This window comes from Lacticaseibacillus thailandensis DSM 22698 = JCM 13996, assembly GCF_001436135.1.
GTDB lineage: Bacteria > Bacillota > Bacilli > Lactobacillales > Lactobacillaceae > Lacticaseibacillus > Lacticaseibacillus thailandensis.
On record NZ_AYZK01000003.1, the window covers coordinates 55,113 to 72,009 of the forward strand.

The following is a 16,897-nucleotide window of genomic DNA, read 5'->3' on the forward strand; positions in this document are numbered from 1 at the left end:
CGCGGTCCGCAGGGACTCACTCACCGTCGTGGTCGTGTTCCTTATGCCATTCCCTAATCTGCGCCAACCGCTGGCGTACCCGGGCCTCACTGCCCTGATCCGTCGGGTGGTAGTAGTGCTTACCGACCAGGTTATCCGGCATCGTCTGCATCGTCGTCAACTTGTCCTTCGTGTCATGTGCGTACTGGTAACCTTTGCCGTAGCCCAGATCCTTCATCAGGTTCGTCACCCCATTACGAATCTGTAGTGGCACCGGCTCCGCCATCGTATTCTTGGCGTCCGCCGCCGCGCTGTTGTACGCCACGTACAACTGGTTACTCTTAGGCGCTAGTGCCAAGTACGTCACCGCGTGCGTCAGGTGCACGTTACACTCGGGCATCCCCAGGAACTGACAGGCCTGGTACGCCGCCACCGTGATCTCCAACGCCCGTGAATCGGCCATGCCGACATCCTCACTGGCAAAGCGAACCAGGCGCCGCGCGATGTACAGCGGGTCCTCACCCGATTCCAGCATGCGTGCCAGCCAGTAGATGGCCGCGTCCACGTCCGAGTTACGCATCGACTTGTGCAGTGCCGAGATGATATTGTAGTGCTCCTCACCGTGCTTGTCATACAGCAGGGCTTTGGTACCCATGATTTGCATTAAGTCATCTTTGTTGACCTGCGTGACCCCGTCGACGATCCGGGCGTTGGTCACCGCCATTTCTAGCGTGTTCAGCGCCGTCCGGGCGTCCCCGTTGGCGTAGTCCGCAATGGCGTGGAGTAGGTCTTCACTGATATCGATTTTGAAGTCCGCAAAGCCGCGCGGGCTCTTGATTGCGTTGTGCAACAGCTGCACCAGTTCGTCAGGCTGCAGCGCGTGCAATACAAACACCCGCATCCGCGACAATAAGGCGGCGTTGACTTCAAACGACGGGTTTTCGGTCGTCGCCCCAATCAGGATGATGCTGCCCCGCTCGACGTAGGGCAAAAAGGCATCCTGCTGGGCCTTATTAAACCGGTGAATTTCGTCTACAAAGACCAACGTCTTTTGGCCTAGCTCCCGGTTGGCCTCAGCCTCCTCCATCACGTTGCGGATTTCCTTAATGCCGCTGGTGACCGCGGAGAAGGTCACAAAGGCGGCTTTGGTCTGCCGCGCAATCAGCCGTGCCAGCGTCGTTTTACCGACCCCAGGTGGTCCCCAGAAAATCATCGAACTGATTTCATCACGCTCGATCAGGTTGTACAGGACCTGCCCGGGTGCCACCAGGTTCTTCTGGCCAACAAATTCATCGAGGGTTTGTGGCCGCATCCGACTAGCCAGTGGCTGGTACCCCTGGTCGTCATGCGGTTGCCGCACGTCCCCCGCATCGTCACCAAATAGTGATTCTTGCCGCATTGATCGACACCCCCGTTCTGCTACCTAAAACATGTACTGTTCATCATTAATGATCCGGTCGGCATCCAGCACGAGCCGGTCACTTTCAGGGGCAAAGTGGTGGCGCTGGTACAAAGCCGCATCCGCTGGCCGGATAATCTGTTCCGCTGTCAGCCACTGTAATTCCAACTCGTGCACCGCGAACCCCAGCATCCGGGGCAGCACTTCCGCCATCACGGCCGGATCCGTGCCCGCCAGCGTGGCTAGGCGGATGGACGCCGTCATGCGCTCCTCGTCAATGTCGAATAAACCCAAGGTGCCCAGCAATGACCCGGTGCTACGGTCCAAAACGGCATAGAGCAACGCCTGGTTGCGCATCACGAGGGCCATGGCGCGGTTAACGAAGTGTGCAGTCTCCCCGATATTGGCGTCAACGGGCCGTTCCTGGCCCCGAGCAATTTCGGGATCGTGCCGCAGAATAAACACTTCTTTGAGCTTGGCCTGGGTCAGCCAGTCCATCGTGTAGTGCACCGACATAATTGGGTGATACTTTTCAAAGATGGCCATGACGCCACCCCCTGTCTACTTACTTACCCATTTTATTTTAGCACTCCACACCTCAGCCAGCCGGCCCGCCACTTGCACATTGTTGCAAAATTGGGTGGGCCACGTATCAGACCCAAAATATGGTTGTAATTAATATTGTTGTAACTGCTAGCTTCCAGACACCCATGACTCTGCGGTTAAATTGATCAAAAACGGCCACCCAGCAGTTGCCGGGTGGCCGTACCAATCTCAATGTCAGTGCGCGGTCACAGAATTGCGAGGACCACGAAGTTCAAGATGAAACCAATTGTAACGATACCCAACATCGGGTGGATCTCCTTGATCTTACCTTCGATGATCTTGATCAGGCAGTAGAAGATGAACCCAGCCGCAATCCCGTACGAGATGTTGTAGATCAGTCCCATGACGACGGACGCCATGAATGACGGGATGGCTTCGGACAAGTCTGACCAGTTAATTTCCTTCAGACTGGACGCCATCATCACCCCAACCAGGATCAGGGCCGGAGCCACCGCCTGGGTCGGTACCACCGAAATCAGCGGGGCAAACAGTCCGGAAATAACGAACAGAATCGCTACGGTCACGCTGGTCAGCCCGGTACGACCACCAGCACCAATCCCCGCCGCACTTTCAACGTACGTGGTGGTGTTGGAAGTACCAAAGATGGCCCCAATACTCGTCGCCACGGAGTCAGCCACCAGGGCCTTATCCAGCCGGGTGGCGAAGCCCTTCGTCGTTTCCAACTGGCGAATTTCGTCATCAGTGAAGATACCGCTACGGTGCCCGGTACCGATGAAGGTCCCAATCGTATCGAACGTATCGGAGAAACAGAAAGCAAAGATGGTCATCAGCGTCAGCAGGATGTGACTACTATTACTAAACAGCGTCCCAAAACCGGCATGGCTAAAGGCCGCACCAAACGTCGTCCCTAACTGGCTGAAGGCTGCACCCAGTGAGTTACTGGACGTCATGCTCAGGTCGGTCACACCCATCGGGATCCCAATGATGGTGGTCAACACGATGCTGATCATCACCGCACCCGGAACCTTTTTCACTACCAGGATGGTCATGATGAACAGCCCAATCAGTGCCAGCAGCGCACCCGACTCGGTGAAGTTGGTCAGGGCCGGAACGATGCCACCACCGGTAACCACGCCCGTGACCCCTTTGATGACCGCGTGCGCATTGTACGCGTGGTTGTTGACGGAGAGAATGTCGGATGAATCTGAGGTGAACTGCAGGAAGCCGGCGTTCTTCAACCCAATGTAGGCGACGAACACCCCGATCCCACCACTAATGGCGTGCTGCATCACCTGGGGAATGGCGGCGATAATCGTTTTCCGAATGCTCGTCACCGTGATGGTGATGTTGATCAAACCACAAATGAAGACGAGGGCCAGCGCCTGTTGCCAGGAATAGCCGAGGGCAAAGACGACGGTGTATGTAAAGAAGGCGTTGAGCCCCATCCCTGGTGCCAGGGCGTAGGGTACGTTGGCGAACAACCCCATGACTAAGGTCCCCACGGCACTGGCGATAATGGTGGCCAGGAAGACCGCTTGGGAAGGCATCCCGGTCAGCGACAGCACCTCAGGATTGACAAAGAGGATGTATGACATGGCGAAGAAGGTCGTGAAACCAGCTAAAATTTCAGTACCAACGGACGTATTGTACGTCTTTAGCTTAAAAAGTCGTTCCATTTTGTGCTCCTTTTGCTCTTGATGGCCTCATTTTACGATAATTAGTGAACTATTGCAACGCTTTTCCCTAATTTGTTCGTAATTATCCGAACGATTTGTGTCCATAATTGGTCAACAACACGGTAAAGCCCCACACCGCAAGCGATGTGGGGCTCAAAATGCCTTATGTGTAACCTAAATGCCATAAATCGCGTGCCCGTTCCGGATGGCGTTGGCCACCGTACCGTTGAGCACAATTTCTGCCTTCTTGATCATGTCGTCTTTGCTCTCCGACAAATCATGATCCAACCACTGAATGACCTGCATCACGATAGCCCAGGCGTAAAAATCGGTGATGGCGTGGCTGATTTTCGCCGGCGTGTTGGGATCAGCACTGACCACTACCCGCGCGACCATATCCGTGGCGACCGAGTACAAAAAGTTTTCCAGGAGGTCGCGGGCCACTGACCGCAGCGAATGCTGACAGAACGCCTTATTATCCGCAATGTAGTCCAACATCAACTGGTAGGCGTGCTCCCAACGGTCGATCTGGGTGTATTGCTGCAATTGGAGCACAATATCCTGCTTGTACGTCCACCGCAACAACTCGTATATATCGTCAAAATGATAGTAAAAGGTGTTGCGGTTGATGTGTGCCGCCGCCGAGAGCTTGCCAATCGTAATGTGATCCAACGACGTCGTTTCCATCATCTGTTTGAGTGTCCGTGCAAGGACCTCTTTGGTTGTCGCCTGCGTCATGACTACGCCCTCCCTTTCGTTACCTCTCATTGTAATGACTCAGTTGTGGCCTGACAAATTCGCCAGCCACCGGGGAATATTAGCCTGGAAAGCAGTGGATACACCGTTAACGGCACACCAAGCGACTTTAAACAAACCCCACCGTTTGTCCATTCATTCGGCCAGAGGCAGCGCTTACACTATAGTCGTAAGGCAGGTTTGATCAAGCGCCTGAATATAGTGATAGGAGTTGGTATTGATGAAGAAAGTCTTTGCGTTGACCTGTGTCGTGGCCGTGGTCGCTGCTGCCGCAACGATCATTCAGCGGCTTGACCTATGTCATAACGAAGCCGATGATTACCGGCCGTTTGAACCAGAGGATTAGATTGGGGGAACAATTATGACCAAAACCAAAGCAATTATGATTGGCGCCGGCCTGGCAAACATGGCTGCTGCCGTGTACCTAATTCAGGAAGCCCACTGGCCGGGTCAAAACATCACCTTTTACTCCCTGGATGATCACGGCAGTAATGACGGTGCGGCAACCACCGATACCACCGATGAATACTGGAACCGTGAGCACCCCATGGCGAACACCAAGGGCTTCGTTGCCCGTGGTGGCCGCATGTTGAACTACCGCACCTACGTGGACCTGATGGACTTACTGCAACGGGTCCAGTCAGTCACCGAGCCCGGCATGACTGCCGCCGAGGACACCCACGACTTTGATAGCAAGCACCGGACCTTTGACAAGGCCCGCCTACTGCAAGGCGGCAAGGGCATCATCAATGGCGGTCACCTTGGCCTGAACAACCAGGACCGGCTGTTACTGAGTAAACTCGTGCTCATGCCCGACCGCGATGAGGAGCAACTCGACAACGTCTCCATCGCCGAGTACTTCAAGGACGACCCACACATGTTCCAAACCAACTTCTGGTACATGTGGGAGACCACCTTTGCCTTCCGCACCCAAAGTTCAGCCCAAGAACTACGCCGGTACATGCACCAAATGATCTATGAATTCACGCAGATTGAGCACCTGGTCGGCGTTAACCGGACCCGTTACAACCAGTACGAGAGTATTATGCTGCCACTGATCAAGTACCTGCAGGATCAGCACGTCCAGATTGTGCTCAACCGGCGCGTAACCGACTTCGACTTTGCACCTTCCACCATGCAGGACGAAATCACCGTCACCGGCATCCACATGATTGACGTCGATAACGGTGAGGAGCAACACGTTGACGTTGACGCAGACACCGCGGTGCTCTTCACTAACGGCTCCATTACCGATTCCGCCACCCAGGGTGACTTCAACACCCCAGCTGCCGAGAACATGGACTACGGTGCCGCCGCCAGCCTCTGGAAGAAGGTGGCGGAACGCTTCTACAACGTCGGTAACCCGGACAAGTTCTTCGCGGATCGCAACGCCAGCGAGTGGGTCAGCTTCACTTTGACCACCAAAAACCACCTGTTGCTCAACGAAATCAGCCGTATTACCACCCAGGTACCGGGCAACGCGTTGAACTCGTTCCTGTCCACTAGCCCGATCACCCCACTGGGGCAGGTCGACGTGAACATGTCGATCGTGGTACACCACCAGCCCCACTTCACCACCCAGAAGCCGAACGAAACCGTCCTGTGGGGGTACTTCCTCTACCCACGGCGTCACGGTGAGTTCGTCGACAAGCCGTATATTGAAATGACGGGTCAGGAAATGGCCGAAGAGTTGATCGGCCAACTGAGCAAAGTCGACCCGGGTCCCGGCAACATCCGCGATAAGCACGATGCCATCATGGACTCCATCATCAACAACATTCCGGTCTACATGCCGTACGCGTCCGCCTTGTTCAACAACCGGGCCAAGAGCGACCGGCCGCTGGTCATCCCGGCACACTCGACGAACCTCGCCTTCACCGGTGAGTTTGTCGAGCAACCATACCAGATGATCTTCACGGAGCAAAGCGCCGTTCGTTCTGGTGAGATTGCGGCGTACCACTTTGCCGGCATCCCGATGAGTCATCTCGTCAAGAATCCACGTTACGACAAGGACCCGAAGGTATTGCTACGGGCCACCAAGAAGATGTTCAGCTAGACTTTAGCAGTGTTGACCTGATTATGTTTCACGTGAAACCACCTTGGCGCGGGAACGGGGTGGCTTTGCCAGACACATTAATAGGGCCGCCATCACTAGATGGCGACCCTTTTCTATACTACTGGGTCTACTGCGTCACTTCGTTCTCCGCGACGCCCTTTTCCAGGAAGCCCATCAAGTTTGCCAGCGAAATTTCCACCATGTTGCGTACAGCGGTTTCCGTGTAGTACGCGATGTGGGGACTCAAAACGACGTTCGGCATCTGCATCATTTCGTCCCAAGCAGGATCGTTGAAGTTCCCGTGCTGTTCGAGGTTCAGCAGGTCTTGTTCCTCGTACTCAAAGGTGTCGATCCCGGCCCCGGCGACTTTGCCCGACCGTAAGTTGTCCAGCAGCGCCTGGGTATCGATCAGGTTACCCCGCGCCGTGTTCACAATAATCACGTGGTCCTTCATCTTGGTAAAGGCCGCCGCGTTGATCATGTGGGTGTTCGCCGGCAGACCCGGCACGTGTAGGTCGATAATGTCGGCCTCACGGATCAAGGTGTCCAGGTCAACGTAATCGATGTCACTGTTCTTGGCGGGGTACGGATCGTAGCCCAACACCTTGGCACCAAAGCCCTTGAAAATCTTCACGGCCGCACGGCCAATGCGGCCCGTGCCGATGACCCCGACCGTGCAATCAGCCACGTTGCGGCCAATATAGTGCATCGCGCCGTTGTAATCGTTGTTCCGCAGGTGCTCCTCGACCTGGCCTAAGTTCCGCACCAGGTGCATCGTCAACGTCACCGCAAACTCGGCGATGGCTTCCGGTGAGTACGCCGGCACGTTACTAATGCGGATCCCCGCGGCCTTGGCGCCATCCATATCGATGTTGTCCAGGCCGACGTTCCGGATCGACAAAAACTTGATGCCAAGGTCCGCCATCTTCTGGAATAACGCGGCGCTATATGGCACCGTCTGCATACACGTGATCCCGTCATAACCAGCAGCTTGGTCCACGTTATCCTCGTTCAGGGTCGCGGTAATCTGCTTCAGCTCGTTCCCTGTCCGTTTAGACCACTCCGTTAAGTACTGCACCTCGTCGGGCCGGGTACCAAAAGAAACTATCTTCATGAAAATGTGTGCTCCTTTCACCTTGACGGCGCACTCGCGCCAAAATTCGCAACATTCAACCAAAGTAGTGGTGGCTAGGCACGCGAGCTCAGCCACCCTTTAGTTATATTTTACCGGATTGACCCCTTCCCGGGATAGTAAGAAAGCCTTTAATTTACTGCCGCCACGATACTGACCCACGCCACCCGCCGCGGGCACGACGCGGTGACACGGCACAACCAACGGTAGCGGATTCGTTGCCACCGCGTGTGCCACGGCGCGCACCGCGGTTGGCTGTTCAATGGCACGGGCAATGTCCGTGTAGGTCCGCGTCTGGCCCCGGGGGATGGCCCTCAACGCGGCCCAGACGCGGTGCTGAAAGTCAGTCCCCCGCAGCTGATAATCACGGGCGGGTAACGGCACTGCCTTATTCAGCATCAGCGTCACCGCCCGCACCAATGTTGGCGGCACCCCATGGTCAGCAATTGCCACGTCCTTTGGCAATCTGAGTAATTTGTAGACATCGTCCGGCCGTTCACCCGGAAAACCTAAGTAGACCACCTGCTGGTTATCCGCCACCAGGATCCAGCGACCCCGTGGTCCGTTGATTACCGTACTTCTGAGCATTACCACACCTGCTTTCTCCTGCCCACCAACTAGAATCAATCTCGATGTACTCATTATAGTCCGCGACGGTATTAAAATTTGCTTAACGTGTAAACGCTGCCAAATCCACGTACACCCCGAATATGTTAAACTTAGGGTTCTAAATACAACGGAGGTTTTATGGATATGAAAATTTGCGTCTTAGCGGGCGGTCGCAGTACCGAACGCAACGTATCAATTTCTAGTGGTACGCGTATCACGCAGGCGCTGCGTGAAGCCGGCCACCAGGCCACCTTTGTCGACCTATTCTTGGGCTACGACCTTAGTGGCGTCGACGACGTGAACGACGTCTTTGCGGATGCCAACCTAATTGACGGTTTGGCCATCAGCGACGCCGTACTCACAGATGACGATATTAACGCACTCCGGACGGACGGGAGTACCGAGCTGTTTGGTCCGGGCGTCCTTGAAATTGCCAAGGCGGCGGACATCGTTTACCTCGCCCTGCATGGTGGCGACGGCGAGAACGGGAAGGTACAAGCTTACCTTGACTTAAACAACATCCGCTACACGGGTAGTGGTGCCCTGGCGTCGGGGTTGACCATGAACAAGGTCTTTAGCAAGAAGATCATGCTGGAAAGCGGCATCCCGACGGCCAAGTTCAAGGAAGCGCTGCGCAAAGACGGCACGCACCAGCAGATGCCGTTCGACTTCCCGATGATCGTCAAGCCCACGAGCGGCGGTTCCAGCGTGGGGATGACCATTGCCCACAACGCTGCGGAGCTAGAAGCTGGTTTGGCGGAAGCCTTCCGCTTTGACCCCAGCGCCATCGTGGAAGAATTCATTACCGGTCGCGAGTTCTCTCTGGGCGTGGTCAACGGTCAGGCGCTGCCAGCCATTGAGATCAAGGTGCATGACGGCTGGTACGACTTTGAGCACAAGTTCCAGCCCGGCCACACCGACTTTATCACCCCACCGGAAGACTTGGACGACAGTATTCACCAGCAGATGAAGGACATCGCCCAGGACACGATGCGGGCTCTCGACCTGCAGAATTACGCCCGGGTGGACTTCTTCGTGACGCCGGACGACCAGCTGTACGTCATTGAGGCCAACAACTTGCCAGGGATGACGCCGTTGTCCCTGCTGCCACAGGAAGCCGAAGCTGCGGGAATCAAGTACCCCGAACTGGTCGACTCCATCGTGCGTGGCAAGATGGACTTGTACGACCAAGGTCTAGCCATCTAAATACGTCTAGTCACAAACAGCCCCGCGGCGTGCACCGCGAGGCTGTTTTGTTGGCTATTGGTTTAGTAGAAGGATTACATTGGGCGTCCGGCCTCATAATCGACCAGATCTCTTCATGCGGTAACTTTGGACAATGGACTAACCAACAAATCACCATGCATGAATTCCTGATTCGGAATCAGGTCAAAGCGATCTGCCAATTGCTGCAAATTCTTATCGGTGATTTCGTTCAAGATAGTGCCGCCCTGGGCCTTAATAGCCGTGTAAATTGTGGCCGCCTTTTCGACAGTTTCAATCAGGCCAAAGGCTTCATCAATCGACTCACCAGCTGCGAAGATACCATGCTGTGGCCATAGTACTAGGCGGAACGAGTTCATCTTATCAGCAGTGGCGGAACCAATCTCGTTGGTACCTGGTGTCATGTATGGTAGAACACCGATGCCTTCAGGAAATACCACAATCGACTCAGCCTGCATCTTCCACAGAATGCGACTGAAACGTTTTTCTTCCAAAGGAACGGTGAAACTCATGGCAACTAGGTTTGTTGGATGGCAGTGCATTACCACATGCTGTTTGGAATCTTGCTTCAAGCGGTTGATGTGTGTCATCAGGTGAGCAGGGAACTCACTAGTTGGCTGGCCGCCATCAGAGAAGCCCCACATCAGGTCAACGCTGTGGCCATCTTTGCGAATCCGTACCAACCCAGTATCACGCTCAGGAAAATCGCGTACATTCTTGAAGTAACGGCCAGTACCAGTAACCAAGAAGTAGTCACCAGCCAATTCAGAAGCGTCAAACTTAATTGGAATGACCCGGTTTACTTCGTGAACATCGCCATAACCTCGCAATTCATCTTCGGTCAGGCGGTAGCTGACATTGCCACCATTACGTTCATCCCAGCCATGATCATACAGTAGCCAGGTAACCTTCTTCATTTGAGCAACATACGGAGAATCAACAAACGCCTGAGTATACTCCGGGTTCAAAAATTCTGTCTTTTCATCAGCCATGTCTATTTTCCTTCCTTCACCATCAAAGCTCATTAACTTATTTAATTAGTTACGCTTGAACAGAACATCCTTCTCGTACTGGTGAACATTATTCATCCAGTCCATCCCAACCGGGACACCGTTTTGTTCACAGTACTTATCCCAAACTGCACCGAATGGCATAGACTTCAGTTCTTCGGTTTCAGCCAGGCGAGTAGTAAAGTCAAAGTTCTGTTCTGCCTGCTTCAGTTGATCCGTTGGTTCGAGCAAAGCCATCAACAGGGCCTTCTGCGTTGCACGAGTGCCAACAACCCAGGCAGCAACACGGTTAATAGTGGCGTCAAAGTAATCAGTGCCCAAGTGGATCTTGTCTTCATAACCATCACGGATAATACTCCGCGTAATGCGAATGAGCGCATCGTCCATAATAACTACGTGGTCAGAATCCCAACGAACGGGACGAGAAACGTGCATGAACATACCCTTACCACCAAACGGGAAGAATGAAGAGAACTTATCTGACACGTCTTCAGTTGGGTGGAAGTGCCCAGCGTCAATGGTCCAGTACTTGCCACGCGTCAAAGCATAATTCTCATAGAATAGGTGTGAACCAGCAGTGTAGGATTCAATCCCAGTACCAAACAACTTGCCTTCAAAGGACTCAATCGTGTTCTTTTCATCGAACTCATCCTTTTCAATCTCGTCCAACGACTTCAGCAACCGCTCACGAGGGCCACGCTTGTCAATCGGGTTGTCCTTGAAACCATCGGGAATCCAGAAATCATTGATACACTGTGAACCCAGCTGTTCACCAATGTAGTTGGAAATAATCCGTGAACGCTTCCCATGTTCAATCCAAAATTCACGGATCTTCGGATCAGGCGATGCCAGCGTAAAGTTGTGAACAACCTTTGGGTGGGAGAAGAACGTACCGTTAAAGTCCAAACCGATGCCTTCCTGCTTAGCCCAATCAACCCAGTACTTGAAGTCCTCAGGTTCAAGTTCATTCAGGTCCTTCTTCTTACTGGTAACCGCATGGAATCCGTGAATCTGGACCCGTTGCTTACCAGGAATGAGGGTCAGGGCCTCGTGCAAGTCACCTGTCAACTCATCAGGGGTTTTAGCAACACCAGGGTAGTTGCCAGAAACACCAATACCACCAGTTAGTTCATGTTCAGGGAACAGGAAGCCTTTAACATCGTCCCCTTGCCAGGCGTGAATAGAAATAGGAATTTTGGATAACCGCTGCATTGCCTTATCAGTGTCTACGCCCAGCTCGGCGTAACGCTGCTTAGCAACTTCATAAGCTCGATCAACTAATTCTGCTTTAACCATCATGTATACTTCCCTTCAAATTTTTAAATTGTTTAATCTAGATGAAATACTTCGTTCAGATCCACAGTCACAGGACTGTTATCCGGATTGGTTGACATCAATGGCTCCATGTAAGCCCACCATTTCTTGCAAATATCCGTGTTTGCAATCTCGTTGTACTTCTCAACGTCAGGTACTTCCAAGTACGCGAACAACTCACCATTGTCCTGATTAAGGAAGATTGAATAATTAGTAGCGCCGTGCTCTTTGAGTGCCGCCTTCATTTCCGGCCACAACTCACTATGACGTTTCTGATACTCATCAAATGCGTTAGTATGCAGAAACATAATTTGTGCAATTCGCTCCACTGCTATACCGCCTCCTTTGATTCGTGGTGAATACTACTCAGAAAATCGCAATACCGATCAAGCACACCCACATACTTATTCGCTTCTGGCTGGTAATGTTTCAAGCCAAAAGAATTTTCAATTAACTTGCGTCCAGCTACCACGTTATCAACCTCACCGCTAGTAATCATTTGCACAATGATGTTACCAATGGCAGTGGCTTCGCTTGGGCCCGCCACCACTTCAACGCCAGCCAATGTACTCGTGAGCTGATTCATTAATTCAACGTTAGATCCACCACCCACGATGTTAAGCGTATCAATTGGCTTGCTGAGGATACCGCTGAGCTTGTGAATCTCGTTTGCGTAGTACAACGAGAGATTATCGTAAATCACCCGCGTCAATTCTCCTGGCGTCGTCGGAACAAATTGATTAGTTTCTCGCGCGTAATTCTGAATGGTTTGAATCATGCTCTTAGGGTTTGTAAACCGTGTATCGTTGACATCTATAAACGTCTGAAACGGTGCTACCTGAGTAGCCTGAGCAGCTAGCTCCTTGAAGCTATAACGATCGTTCAGTTCGTGCCGAACACACTGCAAAATCCACAGACCCATGATGTTTTTCAGAAAACGATAAGTACCATAAGCACCCCATTCGTTGGTGTAATTTTCAGCGAAGGCATCCAGGCCATTCTCGGGAACATTAAGTTCCGCGCCTAGCAGTGACCAAGTGCCCGAACTGAGAAATGCCCAATTGTCGCCCTTACCTGGAGTGCCAACAACGGCACTAGCGGTATCATGTGTAGCAACCGTGATTACCTCAGTTTCGGGGATGTCATATTTAACGTGCCACTTATGACTGACACTGCCCAAGACGGTCCCAGCATCAACTAAGTGAGGAAATTGATCCTGACTAACGTTGACAGACTTAGCGAGGTCTTTATCGAACAATCCCTGCCGTAAATTCAGCATCTGCGTGGTTGAAGCGTTAGTCTCTTCAGTCACTGCGTTACCTGTTAGCACATAACCAATGTAATCAGGAATCATTAAAATCTTATCGGTCTTCGCCAAGTTGTCCTTATCTTCTGTGTACAATTGGTAAAGCGTGTTGAACGTTTGGAATTGAATGCCAGTTTTTTCATAAATATATTGCTTAGACAGCTTACTGGTCAGTGCATTAATAGCACCTTCAGTGCGCTTATCGCGATAACTAATTGGATCATGGAGTTTCTGACCATCATTGCCAACTAGCACGTAATCAACTGCCCACGTATCAATGCCCAAGTCGACCTGACTGATACCCATGTGCTTGATTTTTTCCAAACCGGTAAAAATTTCGTCGATAATGTGATCAATCTGCCAGTAATCGTGCCCGTTAATTTCCTTGAACCCATTCTTAAAACGGTGCACTTCCTTAAGCTCTAACTTACCGTCGACCTTTTTGGCCAACATCAGGCGCCCAGATGATGCGCCGACGTCAACTGCAACGTATGCCTTCATGTACTCACCCTCTTAGCTATTTTGTTGACCCAGTCCGAGGTAAACTGACGTGCCCACTGATGTTGACACCAGTACTCCCTTTAGAAGTAGAGTCAGTCATATCTTGGTCAGTTGCTTGACCGTCCACAAACTCGGGGCCATATTGTTCAAGCGTAATTTCTTCAAGACTCTTGTCCTTTGTCTGCGGCGTCCAGATAGTACCAATAACCAGAGATACGATCAGTAGGACAATCATGCAAATGCCGGCAACTGTGAATCCCAACGAACTCAATACTGTAGGAAAAATGATTGACCAAACACCAGCGGAAGCCCGTACGACGAAGAACATGACACCTTGAGAACCAGCCCGGAACTGTGTTGGAAACAGTTCGGTAGCCCACAGTGCATACCATGCTTGAGCACCAATACCAGCGCTAATACCCCAAAGAATAACGAATGCCCACAAACTCCAGGATTGCTGCATGCCGACAAACGTTAAGACAACCCACGAAGCTGCAGCCATTGCTGCGCCAACAAAGAAGAAAATACGGTGGTTAACTTTGTCACCAAACTTAGCAAAACCAAAGTAAGTTGCTAATGCCGTAAGAATCCACAGAACTGCTTGGAGAATGTCCGCTTGTGATGTGGAAATACCACCAGCCGTTTCATATACGTATGGCATAAAGAATCCCATGGCGCCAGCAACTAAGTTCCAAAACATGTATACGCCGATGAGGAAGAACAACCACTTAACGGAAGTGTGGTTCGAAAACAGCGTACGGTATGGGTGCTGCTTATGCCCACTTGCCTGTTCGTGCTGCTTCTCAGCTTCCCAAGCCTTGGATTCGCCCAGGCCTTTTTGAAGATTCCAAGCGATGAAGGCAACGATAGTTAAGAAACCAAATAGAATCCGGTTGCCGAAAAGACCTAGCGGTGAAAGTAATACAGCGAGTGTGTAAATAACCGCTGGTCCTAACGACCAGGCAAACTGAGAAACACCAATATTTTTGGCCCGGGCATCATCATCTGAAGTTTCGGAAATATATGTCCAACTAGCAGGAACACCAGCGCCCACCGCCAAACCTGTGATCAGGAAACCAATCAGTAACATTGGGAAGTTGGCGGCAAACATAACGAGAATAGTACCCACCATGTAGACCAACATGTCATAAGTATAAATAACCTTACGGCCAAACTTGTCAGACAACGTACCGCCAATTAGGGCACCAATAGCTGCACCAAATGCATTGGCCGACAACGCACCTAAAAGTCCAACTGCAAAACTACTAAGGCCAAAATGACTGGTCCAGAGTGTCAACCCAGCAGATCCCGCAACGATACTGCCCGAGTCCAGAAAGTTGGTAATTGACACCCTGACTGTAGATTTAAAAGACCCTTCTGCGGCCATATTATTTACCTCCTCTGCTAATTTTTTTATTGTTATTGCTTGCTTACAGTTGCTATTTAAGCGCTTCCAGACTACACTAACAATGTCAGATTTCTACATGATATAGGACAAATTCACAGGGGGGATAATTATGGATCCCACTATTTTGAAGCGTTTACAAGAACTCACACCTGTCGAAAAAGAGCAGCTAAAGAATCAGTCGTTAAATGACGACATTCCTCCAGCTGCTCTAGACTTAGCGGGTATGCACCGCTTAAACCGGCCCGTTTTTAATGATTACTTTTTCAATAATCGCAATGTTTTCGTTAGTAAGCATAATCGTTTCGCCCCCTACCCTTTGCATAGTCACCATTTCTTGGAGATCAATTACGTCATCTCCGGTGAAATTCACGAAGTAGTTAATGGGGACCCAATTACGCTAAAAAAAAACGACCTGCTATTGCTGGACGTCGGTAGTTCTCATTCAATTGCATCCCCCGGAGCTAATGACATTATGCTCAACATTCTTTTCCGAGACAAAAATATTTCAATTAATCTACTCAACCAAATTCAGAGTCGGCAAAGTGAATTGTATAACTTCCTCATTAACCGCGTATTTAAGCAGCAACAGTCTGGTTCCTACTTACTCTTCCCCAAGGAACCAGATAACGACGATGTTAAGTTGACCGTTGAACGACTAATTGAAGAATACTATCTGCACCGGCCCTTTGCGGACACTATCATCCAAGCTTACCTAACTATTCTCATTGCCAAGCTCGTCAGAAACTATCGCATAACAGCAGACCACGCCACCTCATCACAAAAAATCATCATCAAAATCCTCCAGGAAATTCATAATAATTACCAACACGCAAGCTTAGCGTCCATTGCCAAGAAATACGCCTACAACGCAAACTACTTGGGTAACCAATTTCGCAAGGAAACGGGAAAAACCTTCAGCCAGGCGCTAACATCAGAGCGACTGATTCATGCCAAGCAATTGGTCAGTTCAACCCAGCTACCAATCATTGAGATAATGCATTCTGTTGGTATCACTAATTCCAGCTTTTTTTACCGTAAGTATAAGGCGCAATACGGTTGCCATCCGCGCGATGATCGCGCACAAAACAACAACACCATCACCTCCATGATTAATGATGGTCTCAGTTAAAAATATTCTTGGACGAACAAGTATCCTGCCAGCACAAAGGCCAGACCAATAATAACCCGTCTCATAATGAGAGCGGGAATGTGTCTTACCAACATTGGCCCAACGTACCCACCGATAAATAAGCCAATCCCCAGCGGTAGCACCATTGACCAGTAAATATTTGCGGTGAAGATGTACACAATAAACGCGACAAAATTTGCTATTAACGACGCAAAATTCTTAATGGCATTGTTAACCGGAAAGTCCAAGTCATTAGTTGCCATAATGGCTAGCATAATCACTCCGGCTGAAGCGCCAAAATAACCGGTATACAATCCCACCAGCAACATTGCTACGTTCGCACCACCACGTGATAACAGTGATTGCTGGTCTAATTGCGATCGCTTACCCATTTGGCCACGGCCTGAAAAGACCATTAGCAGTGCAGCGAATAGGATGAGGAACGGCACAATACGTTTGAACGATGATGCCGGGGCAACCACCAATATCAAACTACCAATGATGCCACCAATAAGGGCAAGTACAGTCGCTTTAATAGTGACTTTTTTATGTTGCCCTAATTCCTTGGTAGATGAAGCAGTCGATCCAATACCTGTAAAAACTAAAGCTGCCGTATTCGTGACATTCGCACTAACTGGCGGCACACCTAGGCTTAAAAGAGCGGGGTATGAAACAATTGACGCCAATCCGGCCATTGAGCTACTAAGCCCTGCCGCAATTCCAGCAGCTAACAAATATAAATTAATTAAAAACAAGTGCATTTTATTCAACTCCACGACAGCGGTTTCAATAAGTTCTAGTATACACCACGCATTATCATTGATAACTTGA

General features: G+C 51.0%; 16 protein-coding genes. 4 read left to right on the forward strand and 12 right to left on the reverse strand.

Translation table 11 applies throughout. From position 1 onward, the window contains the following. Positions 1 to 16 precede the first annotated feature (16 nt). The 4 genes from FD19_RS05590 to FD19_RS05605 all read right to left on the reverse strand — a co-directional run bounded on the left by FD19_RS05590 (position 17) and on the right by FD19_RS05605 (position 4,359). Positions 17 to 1,291: a replication-associated recombination protein A gene (locus FD19_RS05590; RefSeq protein WP_225353507.1), complete on the reverse strand. Its 1,275-nt coding sequence runs from the start codon at positions 1,289 to 1,291 to the stop codon at positions 17 to 19. Positions 1,292 to 1,402: 111 nt separating this feature from the next. Next, positions 1,403 to 1,924 carry a GNAT family N-acetyltransferase gene (locus FD19_RS05595; protein WP_054750304.1) on the reverse strand — a complete coding sequence of 174 codons (522 nt, stop codon included), beginning with the start codon at positions 1,922 to 1,924 and terminating at the stop codon, positions 1,403 to 1,405. Positions 1,925 to 2,169: 245 nt separating this feature from the next. Then, positions 2,170 to 3,621, reverse strand: coding sequence for an NCS2 family permease (locus FD19_RS05600; RefSeq protein WP_056969324.1), 1,452 nt, complete (start codon positions 3,619 to 3,621; stop codon positions 2,170 to 2,172). Positions 3,622 to 3,795: 174 nt separating this feature from the next. Beyond that, a complete protein-coding gene (locus tag FD19_RS05605; protein WP_056969325.1) occupies positions 3,796 to 4,359 on the reverse strand; it encodes a TetR/AcrR family transcriptional regulator in 564 nt (187 codons plus the stop codon). A 238-nt stretch (positions 4,360 to 4,597) separates the two neighbouring features. On the opposite strand from FD19_RS05605, the gene FD19_RS09935 reads away from it, so the two are divergent. Next, positions 4,598 to 4,723: a hypothetical protein gene (locus FD19_RS09935; RefSeq protein ID WP_263848871.1), complete on the forward strand. Its 126-nt coding sequence runs from the start codon at positions 4,598 to 4,600 to the stop codon at positions 4,721 to 4,723. A gap of 15 nt (positions 4,724 to 4,738) precedes the next feature. Further along, the gene (locus FD19_RS05610; RefSeq protein WP_054750306.1) at positions 4,739 to 6,433 is read left to right on the forward strand and encodes an oleate hydratase; all 1,695 of its coding nucleotides are present in this window, start codon (positions 4,739 to 4,741) and stop codon (positions 6,431 to 6,433) included. A 127-nt stretch (positions 6,434 to 6,560) separates the two neighbouring features. Here FD19_RS05610 and FD19_RS05615 read toward each other — a convergent pair whose 3' ends face one another. Further along, positions 6,561 to 7,547 carry a D-2-hydroxyacid dehydrogenase gene (locus FD19_RS05615; RefSeq protein WP_056969326.1) on the reverse strand — a complete coding sequence of 329 codons (987 nt, stop codon included), beginning with the start codon at positions 7,545 to 7,547 and terminating at the stop codon, positions 6,561 to 6,563. Between the two features lie 99 nt (positions 7,548 to 7,646). Continuing rightward, on the reverse strand, positions 7,647 to 8,153 hold the full coding sequence (locus tag FD19_RS09880) for a methylated-DNA--[protein]-cysteine S-methyltransferase (RefSeq protein WP_056969327.1): 507 nt from the start codon (positions 8,151 to 8,153) through the stop codon (positions 7,647 to 7,649). 165 nt (positions 8,154 to 8,318) lie between these two features. Between FD19_RS09880 and FD19_RS05625 the strand changes: the two genes are divergently transcribed. Further along, positions 8,319 to 9,380, forward strand: coding sequence for a D-alanine--D-alanine ligase family protein (locus FD19_RS05625; protein ID WP_056969328.1), 1,062 nt, complete (start codon positions 8,319 to 8,321; stop codon positions 9,378 to 9,380). 113 nt (positions 9,381 to 9,493) lie between these two features. Here FD19_RS05625 and rhaD read toward each other — a convergent pair whose 3' ends face one another. Genes rhaD through FD19_RS05650 form a run of 5 tightly spaced genes read right to left on the reverse strand, consistent with a single transcriptional unit; the run spans position 9,494 to position 14,916 of the window. Continuing rightward, a complete protein-coding gene (gene rhaD, locus FD19_RS05630) occupies positions 9,494 to 10,390 on the reverse strand; it encodes a rhamnulose-1-phosphate aldolase (RefSeq protein WP_056969329.1) in 897 nt (298 codons plus the stop codon). 45 nt (positions 10,391 to 10,435) lie between these two features. Continuing rightward, a complete protein-coding gene (locus FD19_RS05635; RefSeq protein WP_056969422.1) occupies positions 10,436 to 11,704 on the reverse strand; it encodes an L-rhamnose isomerase in 1,269 nt (422 codons plus the stop codon). A gap of 32 nt (positions 11,705 to 11,736) precedes the next feature. Beyond that, the gene (rhaM, locus tag FD19_RS05640; protein ID WP_054750309.1) at positions 11,737 to 12,051 is read right to left on the reverse strand and encodes an L-rhamnose mutarotase; all 315 of its coding nucleotides are present in this window, start codon (positions 12,049 to 12,051) and stop codon (positions 11,737 to 11,739) included. A gap of 2 nt (positions 12,052 to 12,053) precedes the next feature. Beyond that, complete coding sequence (gene rhaB, locus FD19_RS05645) at positions 12,054 to 13,529, reverse strand: rhamnulokinase (protein WP_056969330.1); 1,476 nt, start codon at positions 13,527 to 13,529, stop codon at positions 12,054 to 12,056. Positions 13,530 to 13,545: 16 nt separating this feature from the next. After that, positions 13,546 to 14,916 carry an MFS transporter gene (locus FD19_RS05650; RefSeq protein WP_056969331.1) on the reverse strand — a complete coding sequence of 457 codons (1,371 nt, stop codon included), beginning with the start codon at positions 14,914 to 14,916 and terminating at the stop codon, positions 13,546 to 13,548. A gap of 130 nt (positions 14,917 to 15,046) precedes the next feature. Between FD19_RS05650 and FD19_RS05655 the strand changes: the two genes are divergently transcribed. Beyond that, on the forward strand, positions 15,047 to 16,066 hold the full coding sequence (locus FD19_RS05655; RefSeq protein WP_056969332.1) for an AraC family transcriptional regulator: 1,020 nt from the start codon (positions 15,047 to 15,049) through the stop codon (positions 16,064 to 16,066). Here FD19_RS05655 and FD19_RS05660 read toward each other — a convergent pair. Beyond that, entirely contained in the window at positions 16,063 to 16,827 is a 765-nt protein-coding gene (locus FD19_RS05660) for a sulfite exporter TauE/SafE family protein (RefSeq protein WP_056969424.1), read from the reverse strand. The two genes, FD19_RS05655 and FD19_RS05660, sit on opposite strands and share 4 nt — an antisense overlap. Positions 16,828 to 16,897 lie beyond the last annotated feature (70 nt).